The sequence below is a fragment of the Sphingomonas sp. FG14 genome, assembly GCF_057809675.1.
Genome location: NZ_JBMDKK010000010.1, coordinates 25,934 through 49,076 on the forward strand (window position 1 = coordinate 25,934; position 23,143 = coordinate 49,076).

Here is a 23,143-nt window from a genome sequence, read left to right on the forward strand (position 1 = left end):
TATCCCGCGCTTTTGCCGCACAAAGGGCCATGGAATTCGAGACCCACGCGCGTGATGCGCGCCCGGCCGTTCGACCGATCGTTGCGTTCTATTCGATCATCGGCTTCTGGCTGTTCTACACATTGATCGTCACCGCACGGTCCGCGGTGATGCATTTCTCCGAGCAGGGTGAGATGGCGCAACGCCGGATGGTCGTCACCGCGGCCGGCATCGCGATCACCTGGCTGCTCTATCTGCTGCTGCGCCGGTTCGACCGGCAGGTGCTGTGGGTGCGCATCGTCACCGCCTTTGTCGCGGCGCTACCCTGTTCGCTCATCCTGGCGCTGTTCAACTATTATGTGTTCAATCTCTACGATCCGGCGAGCCTCTATGACGAGGCCGATCTCGCCTATCTCCAGTCCAACAGTTCCGCCATGTGGCAGGAACTCGCCGAACTGACGATCTCGCGCTATTTCTTCTTCGCCGCCTGGGCCGCGCTGTATCTCGCCATCTCCTATGCGGGTGAGGTGCGCCATGCCGAGCGACGCGCGGCGCAATATGCGCGCGCCGCGCAGCAGGCGGAGCTGCGGTCGCTTCGCTACCAGGTCAATCCGCATTTCCTGTTCAACACGCTCAACTCGCTGAGTTCGCTGGTGATGACGGGGCAGGCGGTGGCCGCGGAAGCGATGATCATGAATCTGTCGACCTTCTATCGAACCAGCCTTTCGGGCGATCCGATGGACGATGTGTCGCTGGAGGACGAGGTGCGGTTGCAGCGCCTCTATCTCGATATCGAGGCGGTCCGCTTCCCCGACCGGTTGCGCGTGAAGATCGATGTGCCCGAAGCGCTCGGTCGCGCGATGGTGCCGGGCATGATCCTCCAGCCGCTCGTCGAGAATGCGATCAAATACGGCGTCGCGCGCGCCAGCCGTGCCGTGACCATTGCGATCACCGCGCGCGCGGAGCATGGTCGGCTGACGGTCACCGTCGCCGACAACGGCAACGCGGTTGAGGGCGGCGCGGATCATGGCAACGGCATCGGCCTCGCCAATGTCCGCGATCGGCTGGCCGCGCGCTTTGGTGGCGATGCGCGGATCGAATGGCTGGCGCCCGACAGCGGCGGCTTCATCGTGCGGCTGACATTACCCGAAGTCTATCGGGCGGGCTGAAATCTGGAGTGGTTATGCGGACCCTGATCGTCGATGACGAGCCGCTCGCGATCGAGCGACTGCAACTGATCTGTGCGCGTGAACCCACGATCGAAGTCGTCGGAACCGCATCCGACGGCGCAGCCGCGTTGCGGCTGGTCGATGCGCTGGCGCCCGATCTGCTGCTGCTCGACATCGCCATGCCCGAGCTCGACGGCATTGGAGTCGCGCGCGCGTTGGCGCGGCGGCCGGCGCCGCCAGCCATCATCTTCGTCACGGCGTTCGACAGTTTCGCCGTCGAGGCATTCGATATTGATGCGGTCGACTATGTGCTGAAGCCGGTGGCGCCCGACCGGCTCGTGCGCGCGGTGCAGCGCGTGGCGGAGCGTCGTGCGCGGCCGGATACAGCACCGGCGCCCCAGGCATCGGTTGTCCTCTCGGCCGATGCCCAGCGCTATGCCAGCGAATTCTGGGTGCCGCATCGCGCGGAACTTGTCCGGATCGCGGCCGAGGATATCGAGCGGATCGACGCGGAACGGGATTATATGCGCCTGCATGTCGGTGGGCGCAGCTTCCTGCTTCATCAGACGATCGCCTCGCTCGAGGAGCGGCTCGATCCCGAGCGCTTCATCCGCGTCCACCGCTCGACGATCATCCGGCGCGACCGGATCGCGCGGCTGCGCCATGACGGGTCGGGCGTATGGTATGCCGATCTGGTCGGCGACGGTGAGGTCCGGATCGGCCGGACTTATCTGGCATCGGTCAAGGCGATGGCTGGCCGCTGAGGGCGCGTCAGATAAAAAACGCTCCCGGCCCAAGGGAAGGCCGGGAGCGTCCCTACCCTTTCGGGCGTTACACCGCAGGGGGCAAACCGCTTCAACCCCTCTCCGGCGCCGGGAGTCAGCGCGTGCCGACCCCGATCGTCTTGCGGCTCGCATACCGCTGGTTTCCGTGTTCGGCGATCGCGACGGCGACATCGCGATTGGCCTTTTCGAGGGTTGAATCGAGGCAGTCCTGACGCATCCGGTTGGCCCCGGCACCGAGCATGCCATTGTAGGCGCAGATCTGCCGCGCCGCGGAGCGAACGCGGGTGTGCAGCCGCTCGACATCATTGTCGGCCGAAAGATCAAGATCTCCGTAGCGGACTTCGATGGCAACTGCCTCTGTGCGGGCATCCTGCGCCGAAGCGCCGGTTGCGCCGGCGATCGCCGCCAGCCCCAGCCCAGCGATCAGCGCGGGGCGCATGAAAGAAAGCTTGGACGCGTGCATGACTTATCCTTCCCGAAAATCATCTGGTTTTGGTCGGTCCGGCCGCTTCCAAGGGGAAGAAGAGGCCGGCGGGGGGTGCGGGCGGGCTGATCCGGGTCTAGAAACACCGTTCTGCCCGCCGCGCCTATTCTGAATAGCCGGGTTGGCGCGGGGTATCATGCGCGCTTCGACCGGCAGCGGCGCGGATCGGCGAATTGCGTTCGCGCCGACGAACGACATGCGAAGGTCGACAAGTGGCGTTGGCAGCCCGATGATGTCGCCGTGAAAGTCGCTTTTGTTACGAAATTACGAGGAATTCAGGGGAGACGAACGACATCGACTCGTTGGGCCTTCATCTCCGCGCTGCCCAGGATCGTCATGAAGGCGATATCGGTGGCGTCCCGCCCAACGCCGATGCGCACGATCTCGCCGGGATCGGCCATGCCGGTGGGATCAACGAGATGCCAGCCATCCGAAAGCCACAGCTCAACCACCGCATGGAAATCCTGAGGGGTCACGTCGGGCGCATAGGCGGATACCATCCGCGCCGGAATGCCGGCTGCGCGCGCGAAACCGATCAGAAGATGGGCATAGTCGCGGCAGACGCCCTGTCGCTCCACGAAGCTGTCCGCCGCGCAGGTGGCGCCATGGCTGGCGCCGGGGACATAGGCCATTTCCGCCGCGATCCAGTCGATCATCGCCGCCACTTTCGCCCCGCCCCCATATCCGCCGAAACGGCTTTCGACGAAAGGCTCGAACTGCTCCGATCCGATATAGCGGCTGGGCATCAGATACGGGACGGCCTCCGCAGGCAGCAGCCGCGCGGGGGCCGTTTCGAGCGTGAGCAACGACGGCGGCCTGCGCGTCACCTCCACGATCGCGCTATAACGGATATGGAGTACGCCGTCGGCATGAAGCCAGGTCCGCTGCCCAATGCCGTCGCCACCCGCCACGGGCCGCAATGGTTCGGGGCTGCTGACAGTCAACGTGTCGCCGATCAGGCGCTGATCGGGCATCTGCGCGACCTCGATCTGGAGCAGCACATCCGCCGGCTCGGCGAGTTGATAGTCGAGCATCACGTCGATTTCGAATTGCATGCGGCCCTCTGTCCCCTGTCGAACCGGCGCGCAAGCCCTCCGGTTCCACATCGGTTGACACAGTTCTGAAACATTGCATGCCTAGCGCCGTATCATGACCAACAAGCGAAAGCAGGGCGCCGGCACCGGCGCGGTGATGAACGACGATCTGCGGCGGCGGATCGCCGAGGATCTGCTGGTGGGCGTCCCGCGCGAGCGTGTGATCCAGCGCCTGTCTTCGTCGGGCATATCGGGCGGGCTTGCCGTGTCGGAAGTCGAACGCGCCGAGAAGAGCCCCTATTTCGAGGCGGCGGGCCGCCTTCAGGCGCGGCTCGCCAAGCGCGACTGGATATTGGCCAATCGATCGAAGATGGAACTGGCCGAGCTGCGGGAGGTGCCGCGCCGCGACCGGATCGATCCGGCCGAATTCTTCCGCGACTTCTACCATGCGCATCGCCCGGTGCTGCTCACCGGCCTGATCGACCATTGGCCGGCGATGGTGCGCTGGAGCCTCGACAGTTTCGAGGCCGAACATGGCGATATCGAGATCCGCGTGCAGGCGGATCGTGACCGCGACCGCGATTACGAGATCAATTCCGATGCGCATGGCCGCAATTGCCGCTTCGCCGATTTCATCGCGCGGTTGCGTGCGGATGCGCCGACCAACGACGTCTACATGACCGCGAACAATCATGATCATAATCGGCGCGCGCTCGCCGCGCTGTGGCGTGATGTTGGCGAGATTCCCGGCATCCTTGCGCATGAGCCGGGGCGCGAGGGCTTTCTGTGGATCGGTCCGCGCGGCACGATCACGCCATGGCACCACGATCTCACCAACAATCTGTTGTTGCAGATCTCAGGGACGAAGCGGGTCCGCCTGGCATCGAGCAGCGCATTGCCGCTGATGCGCAACAGCCGCCACTGTTTCAGCGACTGGCGGAGCGAGGAACTCGGGCCTGGTCCGGCGGGTGAGGGCCGGCCCGCGGTGATGGAGGTCGATATCGGCCCCGGGGAAGCGCTCTTCCTGCCCGTGGGCTGGTGGCATCATGTCGAGTCGCTCGACATCACCATCGGATTGTCCTTCACGGGCTTTGCCGCGGACAATGATTTCTACAGCCATTATGGGAGCTATGGCGCGCTTTGAACCACGCGCTCGCCCATTTCCGCGCCTGTCGCCCGAATTAACCAGTTAACAGTCGCTTGCCGTCATGTCCCAGCACGGGACGGCGCGATTTCGGGGGGAGCCTCGCGCGCGGAACGGCGCTAAGCGCATCCTCCCCGCCCATGCGCGGGCACCAGTTGGGGTGGGCATGACCAGGTTCGACGGACCGATGTTTCAGCGGCGTACGCCCGGCAAGCGCCGGCAGCGGCTGGTCGTGTTCGCGCTGGCGGTGCTGGCGAGCGCGGGAGCGTCGGCGCATGCCGGGCTCAGCGCCATCGCCGAGGAAGCGGACAGCGAGCGCGCGATTCCGCGCAGCGATTCGCTGGGTGATCTCGGTTACGAGCATTTCCCCGGCTCGGCCTATTATTTCGTGCAGGAAGACAACGCCGTGTCGACGCCGGGGGCGACGGGCTATTTTCCGTTGCCCAAGGAATTGCTGGGGCTTGGCGATCTGGTGCCGATGCCCGGCGGGCCGGGCGCCGCTGCGGCGCCCGCGCTTTTCCGCTCCGCGACGGCGACCGATTCGTTGCGCGCCTCGGTCTGCCTCGCGACCGCGATCTATTACGAAGCAGCCTCCGAAAGCGACGACGGCCAGCGTGCGGTGGCACAGGTGGTGCTCAACCGCGTCCGCCATCCGGCCTTCCCCAACAGCGTATGCGGTGTGGTCTATCAGGGGTCGGAACGGGCGACCGGCTGCCAGTTCTCGTTCACCTGCGATGGGGCGCTCAGCCGGGCGCCGTCGCGCGCGGGCTGGGCGCGCGCCAGCCGGATCGCGCATGAGGCGCTGGCGGGCGCGGTCTATGCGCCGGTGGGCCTTGCGACGCACTATCACACGCTCGCGGTCTCACCCTTCTGGGCGCCGAGCCTGACAAAGGCTGCGATCGTCGGCGCGCATATCTTCTACCGCTGGCCCGGCGGCGCCGGCACGCCGGGCGCTTTCCGCCAGGCCTATGCGCTGCGCGAGCCGGTGCCAGGCCCATATCCGCGCGTGGTTTCGGCCGCCGAACAGCTTGCGGCGCTGGCCGTGCCGACGACGCCCCTGCCTGCGATGCAGCAGGCGCTGGCATCGGTGCAGCGTGTGCAGCCCGTCAATATCCAGCCCGCTTATGAAACCAGCGGCCAGCCACTGGCCGGCGGCCCGGCGGCGATCACCCCCGAATCGCAGATCCGCGAAGAATGGCGGGATAGCGGGCGCTGGATCGCACGCTAGAGATCAGCCCTCCGACCTCACAATGAGCGTCTTGGCGTACATCTAGCTGACCAGTTCGCGACGTGCGAAGCACTGGCCGCTGCGGACAAGCGCATCGACTAGACGTTCGACATCGGCTTGGTCATTATAGGCGTGGAAGCCGGCACGGATATTTCCGTCGCGGCTCGACGTCACGATATCCTGGGAGATCAATTGGGTGACGAGCGCATCGTCGTCTCGCACCGGGATCGCGATCATCGGCCCGCGCAATGCGTCGTCATCGGGGGTCGCGACCGCGATATCCGCCTGCGCCAGCCGGTCAAGCGCGATGCGGGTGAGCGCGCGCACGCGGCCCTCGATCGCATCGACGCCCAGATCCAGGATCAGGTCGAGTCCAGCCTTCGCGGCATAGAGGCTTGGCACGGGCGGGGTGCCACCCTGGAAGCGCCGGGCGCTGGGGCTGGGATCGTGCGCGAAAATGTCCATCGCATTGGTGTCCGCCTGCGCAAACCATCCCGAGGTGCTTGGCGCCAGCGCGGAGGCCAGCGCGCCGCGTACCCACAGGAAACCGCTGCCCGCCGAGCCGAGCAGATATTTGAGCATGCCGCCGACACAGAAGTCGACGCCCAGCGCCCGCACGTCGATCGGTTCGGTGCCGATCGACTGATAGCAGTCGAGGATCACCAGCGCGCCGCGTTCATGCGCGATCCGGGCGATCTCGCGGATCTGGCCGGTCGGCAGCTTGCCGCCGTGCCGGTAGCAGACATGCGACAGAGCGACGATCGCGGTGTCCTGGTCGATCGCTGCGTCGAAATGCGCGAGCGGGATGGTGCGGTCCTCGGCTTCCGCGACATGGACGACCTCGGCGCCGCGCTTTTCCTGCGCGTGCCAGATCTGCGCGCTGGTCGGGAATTCGTAGTTGCTGACCACCGCCTTGCGCCGTGCCGAAAAATCGACGCTGCTCGCCACCGCGTTGATCCCCGCCGATGCCGATGCCGTCACCGCCACTTCGTGTATGTCCGCGCCCAGCAGTGTCGCCATGCGCTGGCGGACCGCATCCTCCAGCGCCACCCAGGCGCCCCAGTCCGCTCCCTTGGCAATCCGGTCCGCCAGATAGGCCTCCATCGCCGCACGTACGCTGTTGCCGAGCAGGCCATAGGATCCGCTGTTGAAATAGGCGATCGTCTCGGTCGTCGGAAACTGCGCGCGAAATTGGCCGAAATCGGCTTCAGCGGTCATGCGGATCTGGCTCCATCTCGTCATTATCAATCCATATATATATGAAGATGACTATATGTATAGCGCGTTCTAGGCGAGCAGGTGAACGGCGAGCCCGAAAATGGCGAGCGGCGCGGCGTAGCGGACGATCGCGGTCCACAGCCGGAAGCCGCTCGCCCCGAGATCGGTTTCCCCGGGGCCGATGATCGTCCGGCAACGCCAGCCGACGAATAGCGCGAGCAGGAATGCGCTGGCGGGCAGCATCAGATTGGCAATGGTGAAATCGAGCAGATCGAACGCTGTCTTCCCCTCCACGCCGAAGGCCGCGAGCGGATGGAAGTCCGAAAGGACGTTGAAGGAGAGCAGCGAGGGCAGGCCGATGAGCCAGATCGCCAGCGCGGCGCCGATGGCGAGTGGTGCGCGGCCGAGCTTTACCTTTTCGCGCAACCATGCGACCACGGGTTCGAGCATGCCCACCGCGGTGGTGAAGGCGCCGAGCGCGATCAGCCCGAAGAAGAAGATCGCGATGATACGCCCGCCCGCCATCTGCCCGAACACCACGGGCAGCGTGACGAAGATCAGATTGGGGCCTTCGGTGGGCTTAAGGCCATAGGCGAGCACGGCGGGGAAGATCGCGAAGCCGGTCAGCAGCGCGACCACGATCACCCCCCCCGAAAGCGCGAAGGATGATCGCGGCAGCGAAGCGCCCGCCGGCAGATAGGCGCTATAGGTCATCAGCACCCCCGCGCCGATCGCGGTGGAGAACAGCGCCTGGCCCAGCGCGGTGAGCACCCCGGTCGCGCCGAGCGCCGCGAAATCCGGCTTCAGCAGGAATGCCGCGCTGGGCATCAGTCCGATCGTGATCGCATTGTAGATGACCAGGCCGATCAGGATCGCGAACAACGCGATCATCTTGATGCGTGACACGGTCTCGATTCCACGCTGCACGCCCAACCCGACCACGGCGGCGGTCGCCATGATGAAGCCAAGCTGGAGCAGGCCGCCCCGGACGGGCGAGGCTGTCAGCGCCTCAAAGGTGGTGCGGGATCGTTCCGCATCGAAGCCGGCAAAGCCCTGCGTCACCGATACGATGGTGTAGTCGATCGCCCAGCCGGCGACGATGCTGTAATAGCTGAGCCCGAAAAAGGGGATCAGCAGGCCGAGCATGCCGACGACGCGCCAGCCCCGCGAACCGCCGCTTGCCGCGATGGCCGCATCCACGCTGGTGATCACGCTGCCATGGCCGCGCCGGCCGATCGCCATTTCCGCGATCATCAGCGGCACGCAGATCGCGATCACGAACAGCGCATAGAGGATGACGAAGGCGCCACCGCCATTGGCGCCCGCGACATAGGGGAAGCGCCACAGCGTGCCCAGGCCGATGGCCGCGGCACCGATCGAGTAGATGAACGATAGTCGGGACGACCATTGTTCATTCGTGCGCGCCGCGTCAGCCAATCGCTTCTCCATAAATATGCATTTATATATGTTTCATAATTTGTAATCGCAGTTTGCCTGATTGACCAGCGCAATAGTTGCTATAAGTTGCCCCGCGTGACCAAGCCGCAAAAGACCCGCGAAACGGCGCGATCGAGCGCGGAAGAAGCGCAGGCCGGGAATAGCTGGCTCAACGACTATCTTCCCTATCAGCTCTATCGGCTGACAAACCGGCTCGATCAGAGATTGCAGGCCCGCCTGCGCAGCCAGGGGATCAAGCCCTCGCGCTGGCGGGTGATGAGCGTGCTGCGTTCCTATGGCACGCTCACCATCGGCAAGATCGCGGAACAGGCGCTGATGGAGCAGCCCACGGTCAGCCGCGTCATCATGCAGCTAGAAGCCGACGGGCTGGCGACGCGCCAGGCGTCGAGCGAGGATTCGCGTGCGACGGAAGTGACGTTGACGCCGGCGGGGATCGAAAAGCTCGAGGCGATCGTGCTCACTGCCTATCGCCATCAGCAGGAAGCGCTCGCGGGCCTGTCCCGCGCCGAGCTCGACACGCTCCGCGCCACCCTCAACCGGGTCGAACAGAATATCGATTTCTACCAATGACCGCCGCAGCATCGCGATGACGGGTCTGGCGGGGGACAGGCCCGACATCGCCGGGGCCATCACCTTCTTCTATTATGACGATCACGAGGCCGCGGTGCGCTGGTACCGCGAAGTGCTCGGGTTCGAGCCCTATTTCGAGCAGGACTGGCTGGTTCTGCTGCGGATCGCGCCTGGCCACAGCCTGGGGCTGGTCGATGCCGTGAACGGCAGTCAGCGTCCGGTTCCAGGGCTCAACAAGGGGGCGACGCTCTCGATCGAGACCGATCAGCTCGCCGAATGGCACAACCGGTTGAAGGCGGCCGGATCCGCCGGGCTCGACGACGATTTCCAGCCCGGTTGCCGTGGACGCACCACCGAGTTCCGGGTGCGTGATCCCGGCGGCTATTTCGTCGAATTCTTCCGCTGGGTTGATCCGCCCGCCTGATCGGGGGCGGTCTCCGTATTTTCACAGCGACGATGATATGGTCGGGTGAACCCGTAACGCTTGATCGACTTCAGCAGAATTGAATAACAATTAATATGTAAAAACATATAAAATCGAAAGAGCCATGACGAGGATGATGGCCTGCTGCGTGCATTCGGTGACGGGAGCGCGACGGGACGCGCTCGGCGCCGGGCCTGGCGGTGCAGGGTCAGGGCCCGGGCGACAAGCGCGGCATCAGATCCAGATATCCTTGAACAGCCGATCGAAATTGCCGCCGATCACCTTCTCGATCACGCGCGGCGGATAGCCGGCGCGATCGAGTTCGGCGGCGATGATCTCGATCCGGCGTGCGCTGTTGAGATCGGGAACCGCGATCGGGCTGTCGCCTTCGCCCGGTGCGCCGATGCCTGCCCTTTGCCGCGCCTCGGCGGTCTTGCGGACGATGTCCATATAGGCGGGCGAGATATCGACCGGCGTGATGCTCTGGTCCGAACCGATGCCGACATGATCCTCGCCGCATATGTCCAGCGCATGGCGAAGATGGCGAACGAACAGGGCGCGTGACGCGGCGACGGGATCGTTGCCCAGGAAAGGCATCAGATAGATGCCGACGACGCCGCCCTTGTCCGCCACCGCGCGCAGCACGCTGTCCGGCTGATTGCGCTGGCTGGCGAACACGGCGCGCGCGCCGGTGTGCGAACAGGTGATCGGCCGGGTGGAGGCGGCGACCGCGTCCAGCGCGGTCCTGGGATTGGCGTGGCCGGTGTCGACCAGGATGCCGCGTGCGTTCATCCGCGCCACCGCTTCGCGCCCCAGCGGCGTCAGGCCCTCGCTGTCGGGCAGCGAACTGCCCGCGCCGAGCGCGTTGCGGTCGTTATAGGTGAGCTGCATGATCTTCACCCACAGCCCGCCCAGGCTGTCGATCAGGCTCAGATCCTCGCCGATCATGCCCATGCCCTGGAAACCGAAGATGATGCCGAGCTTCTTCTCCGCCTTGGCGGCGGCGATATCGGCATGCGTCTTCACCAGCCGGAAATAGTCGGGATGATGCTCGATATGCTGCAGCCACAGCGCGATCTCGCGCAGCGTGTTGGCAAGGTTGCCGGGCTTGCCCACGGTCAGGTTGATCGCCGTGATGCCCGATGCGCGCACCTGATCGAGCTTGGCCTGGGTCATTTCGCCAGGAGGCGGAAAGGGCACGTTCCACGTGTCGGGCGAGGCCAGCGCGTCGATCACGATCGCCTTGTCGTAGAGCGCGCGGATCGCGGGCGGAATTACGGGTTCGGCGGCGGCGACGGCGCGCGCCGGTCCTGCCGCCAAGGCGCCGAGCGCGAGGCCCGCCGCACCCATGGCGAAGCCGCGCCGGTCCAGCGTGAAGCGATCGTCGGTCATTTCCACTCCCCCGATATCGATAAGAACGGCTGCGGGCGGGCACCTGCCCCCGCCCGCGCACCAGGTCATGGCGCGGTGATCGGCGGCGGCCCCGGCGGCGCCACGTCGGTCAGCCCCAGTTGCTTCCAGTTGATCACCGCATTGTACAGCATCCGGAACTCGCCCAGATTCTGCCAGCGCCAGATCGGGTTGGTCGCGAACATCACGATGCGGCCTTGGCCCTGCGGAATATTGAGGATGGCCGGACGATCCTTCACCTGCTCGGCTCCGCGCATGAAGCCGCTCATCACACCGTCCTTGCCGCCGGGGAACTGCATCAGCACGCGATCCTTCAGCCGCACCGGCACGCCCAGCAGCGCATTGGACGCCCAGCGCACCGGCATGGTGGTTTCATCATAGCCATAGAAGATCGGGTTCGCCGGACGCAGCACCTTGGCGGTCACGATCGGGCCGGGCGCGTAGAAATTGCCTGAGGTCCGGGTGACCGTGATGTCGTCGACCAGCCCGAATTCGACGGGCACCGCGCTCGCGTCGCCGGTGGTGATCAGCGTGCCGCCCTGTTCGACGAACTTGCGCAGCTCGACCATGCCTTCCAGCCCCATGCCGCCGCGCACATCGTCGCTCGATCCGTAATCGCCCGAGAAGCGGTATTTGTCGGTCTTGGTATAGGGCAGCGGCTTGCCCTTCACGGGCAAGTCGAACACGATGTCCTTGGTCGATCGGCCCTGGGTGGGCAGAATGATCACATCGTATTTCGCGCGCAGGTCGCCGGCGCGGACCTGCTCCTTGAAGATCAGGTCGTAAGGCGTCTCATGCTGGTCGAACGCATAGCGCAGCCAGCCCACCTTCTCGCTCGATCCCCAGGTGCTGAACACGGCGGTGCGCGGCAGCACGCTTTCATGCGCCTTGACGTCGGGCGACCCGGAAACCGCGATCGCTTCGAGTCCGAGCTGCTCTACCGCCGGCTTCAGCGTGGTATAGGCGGCGCCGTCGACCAGCAGCGATCCGGCGGGCACCGTCGTGCCGCCGGCCTTGAACGCGGTCTCGACGATGCGGACGCCCGCGTCCTTCAGTCGGAAGCGCAAGGTCGCCATCCCCACCGATCCGTGATCGAGCACGGCATAGCTGCGCGCGCCTGCCGCCGGCATGCGGCTCTGCGGCACGAAGCGGTCCACCGGCGTCACCGCGATTTCGAGCGCCGCCTTGTCGGCCACCTCGACGATATCGGTATGGGTCATCATGCCCATGGTCCATGCGGCGTCGTCATAGGTGGTCAGGTTTTCGTCCGGATAATCGTCCTGCTTCTTCAGCAGCATCTTGGCGAGCCGGCCATAGGGTTGGTCCAGCTTGATGATCAGCGATCCGGCTGGATAGCTACCTTCCTTCACCTTCACCGGCTGTGTCGCGCGGCCGATCTCGATGCCCTGCATCTGCAATATGTTGGTGACGAAGGCGATGCGCGACGGATCGGCCTGCCCAGCCGGGATCACATAGGCATAGGGCGGCCTGGATTTGCCTGCTTCGACGCCGTTCGCGCTCTTCTTGTAGAAATTCTCGAGAATGGTGGCGGGGAAACGCGCCGCCAGGTCGAGCGCGGTCAGCACGCCGGTCTGCATATAGTTGGTGTTGTTGCGCATCGACCAGACGACCTCCTTGTAGGGAGGGGAAGGGCGGTACCAGTCGCGCTTGGTCCAGTCGCCGCCCCGAACGCTGCTCTGCACCTCCGGCGCGACATGGCGGAGCATGGTGGTCGCGCCGCCATTGCCGAACGTCTCGTACATGCGCAGCATGCCATTGTGGTTCGACGCCATGAAGGCGAGATAGCCTGGGGTCCAGGCATCGACGAAGCCGTGCGTCCACACGCCGGGCATGCCGTATTTGGTGAGCTGCGCCATCTCGAAATTTGAGAACCAGGGCAGTTCGCCGAACAGGATCGGATCGAGATCGGGATTCTGCGGGGCCTGCCCGCTATAGGTGTACATGAAGGGCACCGATTCATGCAGTTCGTGCATGATCGGCGGGTGCCAATCGAGATAATATTTCAGCAGGTGGCGTGCGCTGACGTCCGAGAAATTGATGTCGCGATTATTGTCGTGATAGATGTACTTGCCCCAGTAAGGCGGGCCGCCGGGCTTGTTGCGATCGTCCTTCTCATCGATCAGGTTGCGGTAATACCAGTCGACATAACGGTCGCGGCCATCGGCTTCCAGCACCGGGCTGATCGCCACCACCAGATTGTCACGGATGCCCTGGATCATCGCGCTGTCCTCGGTCAGCAGGCGATAGGCGAGTTCCATCAGCATTTCGGGCGGACCGGTTTCCGCGCTGTGGAGGCCGCCGGACAGATGGTAGATCGGCTTGGTCGCCGCGATCACGCCCGGCGCATCGGCGGCGCTCAGCTTGCGCGGATCGGCGAGCAGCGCGAGGTTCTTCTTGTAGCGGTCGAGCTTCGCGAGATTCTCCTCGGACGAGATCATGACGACCACATTTTCGCGGCCTTCCTCGGACTTGCCGATCTCGATGATCTTCACACGCGGCGATTTGGCGGCGAGCGCACGGTAATAGCCGATGATCTGGTCGTAATAATGCAGCGTGTTGGGCGCGCCGACATGATTGCCCAATACATCCTTGGGTGACGGGATTGTGGTCGATGCCGGCAGGTGATCCACCAACGGGCTCATGAATTCCGGTTTTGTCGTCCAGTCCTTCACCGCCTTGGCGAAGTCCGGATCCATCGTCTGGGCCCAAGCGGGCTGTGCCGACACGGTTGTCATCAGCAATGCCCCGATTGCTGCACCCAGCACTGTCTTTCCTGCCACCCGCTGCCCCTTTTTTGTGATGATGCGCCCTTTGCGGGCGGCACCGGTCCGGTGAAGATACAAGCTGGCCTCCATGCCGCAACACTGCCGCGCGGGATCAGCTTGGTGCATGATGGTTTCCCGTTTCCGCTCCCGAGCGCAACTTGTTTTCGTCACAAATGAGACAAGTGCGCGGATGTTACGGGCTTATGTTGCATTACATGTTATCGAACGTTGCGTCTGGCGCAAAAACTGTTGCCCAAATGCACGTAAATGTCGCCAATCAACCAGAAAGCGCAATCCAGACGGGGATCCGGGCCGGCAAACGCATGATTTAGATTGACCCCCAAAACCGGCTGCGACACGTTTCGATGCAGCAGGGGCGTGGGCGCGCTGGGTCGAACATCGTCTTCGGTCGAAACAATATGGGGCGTCCGAATTGGGCAGTCGTCGGCGGAAGGGGAATCCAGGCAGTTTCGGATCATGAGCCATTGGGGGCTGTCGCCTCCGATGCGCGAAGCCGTGCCGGTCTCTGCTGAACAAGGGCGGCGGATCGATCCGCCGTCGCAAGATTGGGGTAACAGGGAGAAGAGAAATGGTGCGTCTCGGATTGAAATCGCTGCGTGTCGATCGCCAGCGGGTGATGCTGCTCGCCGCCACGGCGATGGCGGGCGCGAGCGGAACTGCTTTCGCGCAGGAAACGGCGACCGCGACCACCGGCTATGAGGACGAGATCGTCGTCACCGCGTTGAAGCGCAGCACCAATCTCCAGGAAACGCCGATCTCGATCTCCGCGGTGACGGGCGATACGATCGCGAATTCGGGCGTGCAGAGCATCGCCGATCTGAACGCGTCGGTGCCCAGCCTGACCTTCGTCGATGGTGGTCCGTCGAGCCGCCGCGTCGTCATCCGCGGCATCCAGGCCGCTGGCGAGCCGACGGTCGGCACCTATTATGACGAAACCCCCGTCACCGGCGCGATCGGCGCCGGCAACGACGCGGGTGGATCGACCCCTGAACTGCGCCTGTTCGATGTCGAGCGCGTCGAGGTTCTGCGCGGTCCGCAGGGCACGCTTTACGGCTCGGGATCGATGGGCGGCACGCTGCGCGTGATCTACGAAAAGCCCAAATTCGACACCGAGGTCGCGGCCGATGTCAGCGTGTCGGGTACGCGCGGCGGCGGCGTGAACTACGAAGGCAGCGCGATGGTCAATCTGCCTGTCGTCGACGACAAGATCGCGGTGCGTGCGGTCGGTTTCTACCGCAACGCGGAAGGCTTCATCGATAACACCACGCTCAACATCAAGAACATCAACGACCAGAAAAGCTATGGCGGCCGCCTGCTCGTCCGCCTGCAGCCGACCGAGGATCTGACGATCGACGCGGCCGCCTATATCAACCGCTCGCGCACCGACACGAATGCCTGGACGTTGAGCTCCGGCAAATTCAAGTCGGACGCACTGACGCGCCAGCCTGTCCGCGACGATCTCGAACTCTACAGCTTGACCGCGAACTACGATTTCGGCGGCGTGACGCTGACGGGCATCGTCTCCTATCTCGAACGCGATCTCGATTCGGTGTCCGACGTGTCGCGCTTCATCCGCTCGACGCGGACGGCGGCGGGCTGCGCAGGGCGTGTCGGCGGCGGCGCCGCCTGCACCCCCACACAACTCGCCAACTATTATGCGTTGGTCGATTCACAATCGAGCTCGGCGCTCTATCCGCAACAAACGATGTCGAGCTGGACCGCGGAACTGCGCCTCAGTTCCGATGGCAGCGGCCCGTTCAACTGGACGGTCGGCGGTTTCTTCTCGGATCGCGACACTCATGTGGCCAATCCGCAGGTCAATACCGATCCGGTCACCGGGCGGGTCATCGAGCCGCAGCAGATCGCGACGATCCGCTTCATCGACGACAGTCTTCGTCAGGTCGCCGTGTTCGGAGAATTTTCGTACGACGTGACCGACAAGCTGAACCTGACCGCCGGCGCGCGCTACTTCAAGTACGACAAGGACATCAGCGGCCAGACGACGATCGGATCGATCCTGGTCGGCGCGGTGGTCCGTCCGCTCTCCTTCGTCGACTCGTCCGAAGACGGCACGGCGTTCAAGTTCAACGCATCGTACAAGATCACGCCCGAGGTGATGCTCTATGCCGAAGCCGCGCAAGGCTTCCGCCCGGGCGGCGCCAACCAGGTCATCGGCCTGGCGCAGGAACTGACGCCCTATACGTCGGACAGTCTGTGGAACTACGAGATCGGCCTGAAGAACACCTTGTTCGACCGGCGCCTGTTCCTGAATATCGACGTGTTCCAGATCGACTGGAGCGACATGCAGATCACCGGGCGTACGCCCAATGGCGCGTTCGCGTTCATCACCAATGCCGGCAAGGCGCGGGTGCGCGGGCTTGAGGTCGAGGCGACGATCCGGCCGGCCGAGGGCTTCTCGATCACAGGCAACGCATCCTATATCGATGCCAAGCTGCGCGAGAACCAGGCCAATGCCAATGTCAGCGCACCGGGTCTGAAGGGCGATCGCATTCCTTATGTGCCCAAATTCTCGGCGGGCATCGCCGCGCAATATCAATGGGCGCTCAGCGACACGCTGTCGGGCTTCGCGCGGATAGACGCCAACACCGTCGGCGGATCCTATTCGGACTTCCGCCCGAGCGGCCAGCCCACCGTCAACTTCACGCGCTATATCGACAATTATCAGCTCGCCAATCTGCGCCTGGGCGTCGAGGGGCCGGACAATCGCTGGGGCGCCTATCTGTTCGTGACCAATTTGTTCGACAGCACGGCGATCACCCGCGCCACGTCGAGCGCGATCGCGGTCAGCCGGACATTGGTCAACAGCGCGACGCCGCGCACGATCGGGGCGAATTTCCGTACCCGCTTCTGATCCTCGGCGATTGAATAGTGAATAAGGGGGGCATCTTCGGATGCCCCCGTTTCCTGGAGTTCCCATGACCATTTCCAAGACCTTCCGGCTCGGCGTCGCGGCGCTCGCGCTGTGTGCGGCCACTGCTCCGGCATTTGCGCGCGATGTCGTCATCCATGCTGGCCGCCTGATCGACGGCGTATCGGCGCAACCGCGCGAGAAGGTCTCGATCGTCGTCAAGGACGATCGCATCGTCGACGTGCAGGCGGGCTTCGTCACGCCGGCAGGCGCTGAGGTTGTCGACCTGTCCTCCGCGACCGTGCTGCCGGGCCTGATCGACATGCACGATCACATCACTGGTCAATATAGCGGCCGGAATCCGATCGCCGAACGCTTCACCACCAGCGAGATCGACACCGCCTACCAGTCGGTCGCCTATGCGCGGCGGACGCTCGATGCGGGCTTCACCTCGGTGCGCGACGTGGGTGGTGACACCGGCGTCGTCGTCGCATTGAAGCGCGCAATCGCCAACGGCGCGATCGCCGGGCCGCGCCTCTGGGTCTCGGGCCATCCGCTCGGCCCCAGCGGCGGCCATGGCGATCCTCAGAACGGCATCCGAACGGATCTCGATCTCCATGCGGAGAATCAGGTGGTCGATGGTCCCGACGATGCCGTCCGCATCGTCCGCCAGATGCACCGTGACGGCGTGAACCTGATCAAGATCATGCCCAGCGGCGGGGTGCTGAGCATCGGCGACGATCCCAACGCAACGCTGATGACCGATGCAGAGATCAAGGCTGTGGTCGATACCGCCCATCGGCTCGGCATGCGTGTCGCCGCGCATGCGCACGGACAGGACGCCATCGTCCGCGCGTCCGCGCTTGGCGTCGATTCGATCGAACATGGCTCGTTCGGCGATGCCGCCGCATACAAGGTGATGAAGGAACACGGCACCTGGCTGGTGCCGACCCTGCTGGTGGCCGACACTGTCGTGAAGATCGCCAAGGCGCGTCCCGACTCGTTGCCGCCCTCGTCTGCCAAGAAAGCGCTCGAGGTTGGCCCGATCACCATCCGCAATCTCGGTGCCGCATATCGTGCCGGCGTGAAGATCGCGTTCGGCACCGATCAGGGCATGGCGCCGCACGGCACCAACGGCCAGGAATTCGCGCTGATGGTCAGCGCGGGCATGACGCCGATGGACGCGATCCGCGCCGCCACGGTGAATGCCGCCGAACTGCTTGGCGCGCCCGCTGATGTCGGTTCGGTGCAGGCCGGGCGTTTCGCCGATATTATTGCCGTCTCGGGCAATCCGCTGTCCGACGTCACCGAACTGGAACGTGTCCGTTTCGTGATGAAGGGTGGTGCGGTCGTGAAGCCCTGGGGCAGCGCCGATAAATGACTCTCCTGCGGGCAGCCGTGAATGCACCGGCTGCCCCCATGGTTCCCGTGATGCCGATCGATCAATGTAATCCAGAAAACCGATTTGCGCTTATTGCGATCGATTCTTATCTTTGGGCTTCGAACATCATGGAAGCCCGGTCATGCCCAGCGATCTCGCCAAGACGCTCACCTATCTCGCGCTGCATCTCACGATCGGCTTTTCGGTCGCCTATGTGCTGACCGGTTCGCTCGCCATCGCGGGCGGCATCGCGCTGATCGAACCTTGCATCAACGCCGTCGCCTTCTTCTTCCACGAAAAGGCGTGGAAGCGCGTGGGTCAGCGCCGTGCGGTCGAGCCGGCGCTGGCGCTGGCGCTGGCGTGAAGGCGTTCAATTCTTGTCATTCCCGCGCACGCGGGAATCCAGTGACGTAGAGCGCTAGGATCGACATCGCCTGGATTCCCGCATGCACGGGAATGACATTCAAGGATCACTCCGCCGGCAGGTAGATCTCCCCGCCCTGTTCCTTGAACTTCTCGCTCATCTCGGCCATGCCGGCTTCGGCGTCAGCCTCGGCGATCGGCGTCGCGGCAAGGAAGTTCTCGGCGCCTGTATTCTGCTTCGCCGCGAAGTCGCGCACTTCCTGCGTGATCTTCATCGAGCAGAATTTCGGGCCGCACATCGAACAGAAATGCGCGGTCTTGGCGCCCTCGGCGGGCAACGTCTGGTCGTGATACTGCTCGGCCGTGTCCGGATCGAGCGAGAGGTTGAACTGGTCGCGCCAGCGGAATTCGAAGCGGGCGCGGCTCAGCGCATCATCGCGCAGCTTGGCGGCGGGATGTCCCTTGGCGAGATCGGCGGCGTGGGCGGCGAGCTTGTACGTCACCACGCCCACCTTCACGTCGTCGCGATCGGGCAGCCCCAGATGCTCCTTGGGGGTGACGTAGCAGAGCATCGCCGTGCCGAACCAGCCGATCATCGCCGCGCCGATCGCGCTGGTGATATGGTCGTATCCCGGCGCGATATCGGTGGTGAGCGGCCCAAGCGTGTAGAAGGGGGCCTCGCCGCATGCCTCGAGCTGCTTGTCCATATTGGCCTTGATCTTGTGCATCGGCACATGGCCGGGGCCTTCGATCATCACCTGGATGTCGTGCTTCCATGCGATCTGGGTCAGCTCGCCCAGGGTCGCGAGCTCGCTGAACTGCGCTTCGTCATTGGCGTCGGCGATGCTGCCCGGGCGCAGGCCGTCGCCGAGCGAGAAGGCGACGTCATAGGCCTTCATGATCTCGCAAATCTCTTCGAAGCGTTCGTAGAGGAAGCTCTCGCGGTGATGGCTGAGGCACCATTTCGCCATGATCGATCCGCCGCGGCTGACGATCCCGGTGACGCGCTTCGCGGTCATCGGGATATAGGGCAGGCGCACGCCGGCATGGATGGTGAAATAATCGACGCCCTGTTCGGCCTGCTCGATCAGCGTGTCGCGGAAGATTTCCCAGGTCAGGTCCTCTGCGATGCCGCCCACCTTTTCCAGCGCCTGATAGATCGGCACCGTGCCGATCGGCACCGGCGAGTTACGCAGGATCCATTCGCGCGTGTCGTGGATGTTGCGGCCGGTGGAAAGGTCCATCACCGTGTCCGCGCCCCAGCGTATCGACCAGACCATCTTGTCGACTTCGCTCGCCACGTCCGACGCGACCGCGCTGTTGCCGATATTGGCATTGATCTTGACCAGGAAGTTGCGGCCGATCGCCATCGGTTCGGATTCGGGGTGGTTGATGTTCGACGGGATGATCGCGCGGCCGCGCGCCACCTCGTCGCGAACGAACTCCGGCGTCACGAAATCGGGTATCGATGCGCCGAAATCATTGCCGTCGCGGATATGCTCCTTGAGCTGGGCGCGGCCCATATTCTCGCGGATCGCGACATATTCCATCTCGGGCGTGATGATGCCGCGCCGCGCATAATGCATCTGGCTGACATTGGTGCCGGGGGTGGCGCGCAGCACCTTGCGGCGGACATGGGGGAAGGGCTGGACGCCGCCCGAACGATCGGGGCCGGACATGCCGTTGTCTTCCGGCTTCACTTCGCGCTGGAGAATTTCTTCCACATCGCCGCGGCCGCGGATCCAGTCGCGGCGCAGCTCGGGCAGCCCTGCCATGATGTCGATCTGCGCATTGGGATCGGTATAGGGGCCCGAACAGTCGTAGACGCGGAGCGGCGGTTCGCCCGAGCTTGGCTCCAGGTCGATCTCGCGCATGGCGACGCGCAGCGGGCCGACATGGATCTTGCGGCTGCCACGGATCGGGCCGGTGGTCACCTTCAATTCGGTGCGGGCGGGTATATCTGCCATATCAAGCCTTTCGGGGGTCAGGAGAGGGGAGAAGCGCGGCCGGTAAGGCCGGCGACGACAAGGATCAGGCCAAGGACGATCGCGAAGATCGACCAGGCCCTGGCGAAGCGGAGTGCGGGGCGGATCATGCCCAGATAGGCGCCGGGAATGGCCAGCAGAGCCAGCCCTTCGACGAACGATGCCCAGCCGATCAGCGATACCGCCACGGCCAGCGGATCGCCCCAATAGGGATGGGCGAGGATGATGATCAGGCCGAAGACGACACCGACGAATGCGATCGCCAGCATCAGCCCGGGCGAAGCCGCGAATTCGTCGATCATGTCCGGCCAGCGATTGGGACTGGCCAAGCCGCCCAGGCCGGTCGCCAGGCACACGAGCCCGATCATGACGGCAAGGTGCAGGGTGATGACGGACAAGGTCTCCATCGGTCTCGCTCCTTCGCTCGTTATCGGAGCAAGGCCACGGATTCCGATCGGAAAACCGCTCCCTCCCTCCGCCGGTGTCAACCGGATCAGGTTCGGCGGGTCGCGGCCGTATCAGCCGCCTCTCAACCCTGTACGCAGGGTCCCCCGGGGAGCGTGCATCCTAGACGCAATGTCTTGCGGGTGAAAGCGGGATATTCGCCCCACCCTGGCGCTAGAGTTGCGGTCGCATTTTCCGAGTTGTCGACGGTAAACGGTCAACTCGAAAATGCTCTAGCCTCCGCTCAGTTCCTTCAGCAGCGAACCGGCGTCGTAGACCGTCTTCAGCGCTTCGGTGATCGCGGCGCTCGAAACCACGACCGTGCGGTTGAGCGCGGCGTCATAGCCATAGCTGCCGCCGATCGAATGGATATTGCCGTCGAACGCCGCACCGATCACCGATCCGTCGCGGGCGATCACCGGCGATCCCGAATTGCCGCCGATGATGTCGTTGGTCGTGACATAGTCATAGACGGTGTCTTTCGCGATGCGGCCTTGCGCCGCCAGCCATTTGGGAGCGGCCTCGAACGGTTCGGCGCCGGTCGCGCGGTCGTAGAGCCCGCCAATATATGTGAATGGCGGCACCGTCGTGCCACGATAGGTCCAGCCCTTCACCCGGCCATAGGAGATGCGCAGCGAGAAGGTGGCGTCCGGATAGATGCTGTCGCCATGGACGGCGAACCGCGCGGTGGCGAGCTTCGCCTGGGCGGCGGTGATCTGCCCGCCGACCTCGCGGTCGTAGCGGCGGGAAAGCGCGCGGCCGCGCTCGTCGTTGATCAGGAAGAAGCGGATCAGCGGATCGTCCGACGCCCGGATCGCGGCCATGCCGCCATCGAACAGCCGCTTGCGGACCTTGGGGTCGGCAAGGCGGCTGCCGCCCACCAGCCTTTCGGCGAGCGCCTCGGGCGATTCCTTGCCCAGCATGCGCTTCACATCGGCATTGTCGACGGTCAGGATCTCGCGCGTCTTGGAAAGCCAGAAGGACAGCGTCAGCTTCTCCAGCCACGGATAGACGGGCTTTTCGTCGGTCAGTTCCTTTTCGAGCAAGGCCAGACGCGAACTGGAATAGCCCGGCAGTCGCTGGGCATCGGGTTTTTCGCGCTCGGTCGCGGCGCGGACCAGCGCTTCGGCGTAGCCGTACAATGTCGATCCATAGCCGGCATTGGCTTCGAGCAGATAGAAATCGGCATAAAAGTCGCGATAGGCGGCATCGGCCCTGGCCACATTCGCCCAAGGGTCGCCGATCCGCCCGCGCAGCTTGGCGTCCTTGGCGACAGCGGCGCGAAGCTTCGCCTCGTTGATGGCGAGCGTGCTGGAAAAGCCGGGATCGCGCAGCGCCTGCCACTGACCGACATACACCTTGTAGCTGTTCTCGATGCCGAAAAGCGTGTCGGCGCCGGTCCGCGTGCGTTCCTTGTCACCCGCCATCGCCGCGATCAGCCGGCCGCGATATTCGGACATCAGCGGCACGGTGAGCGGGAAGATCACGTCGCGGCGCAGCGCGAACTGATCCTGGGTGAACAGCCGTTGCGTGCTGCCGGGGTTGCCGACGACGAACGTGGCATCACCCTCTTTCGGTGCCGCCGGATTCCAGCGCAGATGGTTCTCCGCCGCGATCGACCGGCCGTTTTCGTAGAGGCGCAGGAAGCCGACATCAAGCGCATAGCGCGGGAAATTGAAATTGTCGGGATCGCCGCCGAAAAACGCCGCCTTGAACTCGGGCGCGAAGACCAGCCGGACGTCGCTATATTTGCGATAGCGGTACAGCTTGTACTGGCCGCCGCCATACAGCTTGATCACCTGGCAGCGCTGGGTGGCGCCGTCCGTGCAGTTGCCGCTCTCGATGCGCGCGATCGCGGCGATCTCCGCGCGGACGAGCGCCTCGCCGGTCGCGTTGCCGATCGCGGCCTTCACCTGCGGCGTCACGTCGGTGATCGCGGTCACGATTTCCGCCTGCTGGCCGGGGCATTTGCGCTCATCCTCCGGGGATCGCGCGGTGAAGCCGGCCTGGACATAGTCGGTCTTGTCGGTCGACAGATCCTGGACGCAGGCGATCACGCAATGATGGTTGGTCAACACCAGGCCCTGCGGCGAGACCACTGAGGCCGAACAGCCGCCGGTCAGCCGCACCGCCGACGCGCGGACGGTGTCGAGCCATGCCTTGTCGGGCGCCCAACCCAGATCCTTGCGCACCCTGGCGGTGGGAAAGGCGTCGAAGGTCCACATGCCTTCCTCGGCCGATGCGGGGACGGCGGACAGGGCAAGCCCCGCGATGCCGAAGGCGGCACCGCAGAACACGGTCTGGCGAATTGTCATGGGAAGGCCTTCTCGGAAAGATCGATATGGGGGCGAGTGAAGCACAGCCCGGCAATGGTTGGAAGGGGCACGGGCC

General features: G+C 64.4%; 18 protein-coding genes and 1 riboswitch. Of the genes, 9 read left to right on the plus strand and 9 right to left on the minus strand.

All coding sequences use genetic code 11. The annotated features are described in order from the left end of the window. The first annotated feature begins 29 nt into the window (after positions 1–29). Positions 30–1,148 (plus strand): sensor histidine kinase, encoded by a 1,119-nt coding sequence (locus ACODTA_RS21120; RefSeq protein ID WP_489068300.1) that lies wholly within the window; start codon positions 30–32, stop codon positions 1,146–1,148. A gap of 8 nt (positions 1,149–1,156) precedes the next feature. Continuing rightward, positions 1,157–1,912, plus strand: coding sequence for a LytR/AlgR family response regulator transcription factor (locus ACODTA_RS21125; protein ID WP_489068302.1), 756 nt, complete (start codon positions 1,157–1,159; stop codon positions 1,910–1,912). A gap of 115 nt (positions 1,913–2,027) precedes the next feature. Here the strand turns inward: ACODTA_RS21125 and ACODTA_RS21130 are convergent, their stop codons facing one another. Further along, complete coding sequence (locus tag ACODTA_RS21130; protein ID WP_489068304.1) at positions 2,028–2,372, minus strand: UrcA family protein; 345 nt, start codon at positions 2,370–2,372, stop codon at positions 2,028–2,030. A 320-nt stretch (positions 2,373–2,692) separates the two neighbouring features. Further along, positions 2,693–3,472, minus strand: a complete 780-nt coding sequence (locus ACODTA_RS21135; protein WP_489068306.1) for a transglutaminase-like domain-containing protein — start codon at positions 3,470–3,472, stop codon at positions 2,693–2,695. Between the two features lie 94 nt (positions 3,473–3,566). Between ACODTA_RS21135 and ACODTA_RS21140 the strand changes: the two genes are divergently transcribed. Continuing rightward, a complete protein-coding gene (locus tag ACODTA_RS21140) occupies positions 3,567–4,595 on the plus strand; it encodes a cupin-like domain-containing protein (RefSeq protein ID WP_489068308.1) in 1,029 nt (342 codons plus the stop codon). Positions 4,596–4,761: 166 nt separating this feature from the next. Beyond that, on the plus strand, positions 4,762–5,823 hold the full coding sequence (locus ACODTA_RS21145; RefSeq protein WP_489068309.1) for a cell wall hydrolase: 1,062 nt from the start codon (positions 4,762–4,764) through the stop codon (positions 5,821–5,823). 42 nt (positions 5,824–5,865) lie between these two features. On the opposite strand, the gene ACODTA_RS21150 is transcribed toward ACODTA_RS21145, so the two are convergent. Beyond that, positions 5,866–7,041, minus strand: coding sequence for an aminotransferase class V-fold PLP-dependent enzyme (locus tag ACODTA_RS21150; RefSeq protein ID WP_489068311.1), 1,176 nt, complete (start codon positions 7,039–7,041; stop codon positions 5,866–5,868). A gap of 69 nt (positions 7,042–7,110) precedes the next feature. Beyond that, on the minus strand, positions 7,111–8,478 hold the full coding sequence (locus ACODTA_RS21155; protein WP_489068313.1) for a sodium-dependent transporter: 1,368 nt from the start codon (positions 8,476–8,478) through the stop codon (positions 7,111–7,113). Between the two features lie 96 nt (positions 8,479–8,574). Between ACODTA_RS21155 and ACODTA_RS21160 the strand changes: the two genes are divergently transcribed. Next, complete coding sequence (locus ACODTA_RS21160; protein ID WP_489068315.1) at positions 8,575–9,069, plus strand: MarR family winged helix-turn-helix transcriptional regulator; 495 nt, start codon at positions 8,575–8,577, stop codon at positions 9,067–9,069. Positions 9,070–9,085: 16 nt separating this feature from the next. Then, on the plus strand, positions 9,086–9,493 hold the full coding sequence (locus ACODTA_RS21165; RefSeq protein WP_489068317.1) for a VOC family protein: 408 nt from the start codon (positions 9,086–9,088) through the stop codon (positions 9,491–9,493). Between the two features lie 234 nt (positions 9,494–9,727). Here ACODTA_RS21165 and ACODTA_RS21170 read toward each other — a convergent pair whose 3' ends face one another. Both ACODTA_RS21170 and ACODTA_RS21175 read right to left on the minus strand, forming a co-directional pair. After that, positions 9,728–10,885: a dipeptidase gene (locus tag ACODTA_RS21170; protein WP_489068319.1), complete on the minus strand. Its 1,158-nt coding sequence runs from the start codon at positions 10,883–10,885 to the stop codon at positions 9,728–9,730. 65 nt (positions 10,886–10,950) lie between these two features. Then, on the minus strand, positions 10,951–13,659 hold the full coding sequence (locus ACODTA_RS21175; protein WP_489068321.1) for a M14 family zinc carboxypeptidase: 2,709 nt from the start codon (positions 13,657–13,659) through the stop codon (positions 10,951–10,953). Between the two features lie 619 nt (positions 13,660–14,278). On the opposite strand from ACODTA_RS21175, the gene ACODTA_RS21180 reads away from it, so the two are divergent. The 3 genes from ACODTA_RS21180 (at position 14,279) to ACODTA_RS21190 (ending at position 18,324) form a co-directional block, all read left to right on the plus strand. Beyond that, positions 14,279–16,582 (plus strand): TonB-dependent receptor, encoded by a 2,304-nt coding sequence (locus tag ACODTA_RS21180; protein ID WP_489068323.1) that lies wholly within the window; start codon positions 14,279–14,281, stop codon positions 16,580–16,582. A 64-nt stretch (positions 16,583–16,646) separates the two neighbouring features. Next, entirely contained in the window at positions 16,647–17,960 is a 1,314-nt protein-coding gene (locus ACODTA_RS21185; protein WP_489068325.1) for a metal-dependent hydrolase family protein, read from the plus strand. 142 nt (positions 17,961–18,102) lie between these two features. Next, entirely contained in the window at positions 18,103–18,324 is a 222-nt protein-coding gene (locus tag ACODTA_RS21190; protein WP_489068327.1) for a DUF2061 domain-containing protein, read from the plus strand. Positions 18,325–18,430: 106 nt separating this feature from the next. On the opposite strand, the gene thiC is transcribed toward ACODTA_RS21190, so the two are convergent. From thiC to ACODTA_RS21205, 3 genes are all read right to left on the minus strand, one after another. Further along, the gene (gene thiC / locus ACODTA_RS21195) at positions 18,431–20,290 is read right to left on the minus strand and encodes a phosphomethylpyrimidine synthase ThiC (RefSeq protein ID WP_489068329.1); all 1,860 of its coding nucleotides are present in this window, start codon (positions 20,288–20,290) and stop codon (positions 18,431–18,433) included. A gap of 17 nt (positions 20,291–20,307) precedes the next feature. After that, entirely contained in the window at positions 20,308–20,715 is a 408-nt protein-coding gene (locus tag ACODTA_RS21200) for a DUF2065 domain-containing protein (RefSeq protein ID WP_489068331.1), read from the minus strand. 46 nt (positions 20,716–20,761) lie between these two features. After that, a riboswitch (TPP riboswitch) is annotated at positions 20,762–20,872 on the minus strand. A gap of 113 nt (positions 20,873–20,985) precedes the next feature. Then, on the minus strand, positions 20,986–23,067 hold the full coding sequence (locus ACODTA_RS21205; protein ID WP_489068333.1) for a S46 family peptidase: 2,082 nt from the start codon (positions 23,065–23,067) through the stop codon (positions 20,986–20,988). Between the last annotated feature and the right edge of the window lie 76 nt (positions 23,068–23,143).

Coding starts and splice junctions, on each gene's coding strand:
- ACODTA_RS21120 (WP_489068300.1), top strand. CDS start 30: ATGGAATTCGAGACCCACGCGCGTGATGCGCGCCCGGCCGTTCGACCG.
- ACODTA_RS21130 (WP_489068304.1), bottom strand. CDS start 2,372: ATGCGCCCCGCGCTGATCGCTGGGCTGGGGCTGGCGGCGATCGCCGGC.
- ACODTA_RS21135 (WP_489068306.1), bottom strand. CDS start 3,472: ATGCAATTCGAAATCGACGTGATGCTCGACTATCAACTCGCCGAGCCG.
- ACODTA_RS21140 (WP_489068308.1), top strand. CDS start 3,567: ATGACCAACAAGCGAAAGCAGGGCGCCGGCACCGGCGCGGTGATGAAC.
- ACODTA_RS21145 (WP_489068309.1), top strand. CDS start 4,762: ATGACCAGGTTCGACGGACCGATGTTTCAGCGGCGTACGCCCGGCAAG.
- ACODTA_RS21150 (WP_489068311.1), bottom strand. CDS start 7,041: ATGACCGCTGAAGCCGATTTCGGCCAATTTCGCGCGCAGTTTCCGACG.
- ACODTA_RS21165 (WP_489068317.1), top strand. CDS start 9,086: ATGACGGGTCTGGCGGGGGACAGGCCCGACATCGCCGGGGCCATCACC.
- ACODTA_RS21170 (WP_489068319.1), bottom strand. CDS start 10,885: ATGACCGACGATCGCTTCACGCTGGACCGGCGCGGCTTCGCCATGGGT.
- ACODTA_RS21175 (WP_489068321.1), bottom strand. CDS start 13,659: ATGACAACCGTGTCGGCACAGCCCGCTTGGGCCCAGACGATGGATCCG.
- ACODTA_RS21180 (WP_489068323.1), top strand. CDS start 14,279: ATGGTGCGTCTCGGATTGAAATCGCTGCGTGTCGATCGCCAGCGGGTG.
- ACODTA_RS21185 (WP_489068325.1), top strand. CDS start 16,647: ATGACCATTTCCAAGACCTTCCGGCTCGGCGTCGCGGCGCTCGCGCTG.
- ACODTA_RS21190 (WP_489068327.1), top strand. CDS start 18,103: ATGCCCAGCGATCTCGCCAAGACGCTCACCTATCTCGCGCTGCATCTC.
- thiC (WP_489068329.1), bottom strand. CDS start 20,290: ATGGCAGATATACCCGCCCGCACCGAATTGAAGGTGACCACCGGCCCG.
- ACODTA_RS21200 (WP_489068331.1), bottom strand. CDS start 20,715: ATGGAGACCTTGTCCGTCATCACCCTGCACCTTGCCGTCATGATCGGG.
- ACODTA_RS21205 (WP_489068333.1), bottom strand. CDS start 23,067: ATGACAATTCGCCAGACCGTGTTCTGCGGTGCCGCCTTCGGCATCGCG.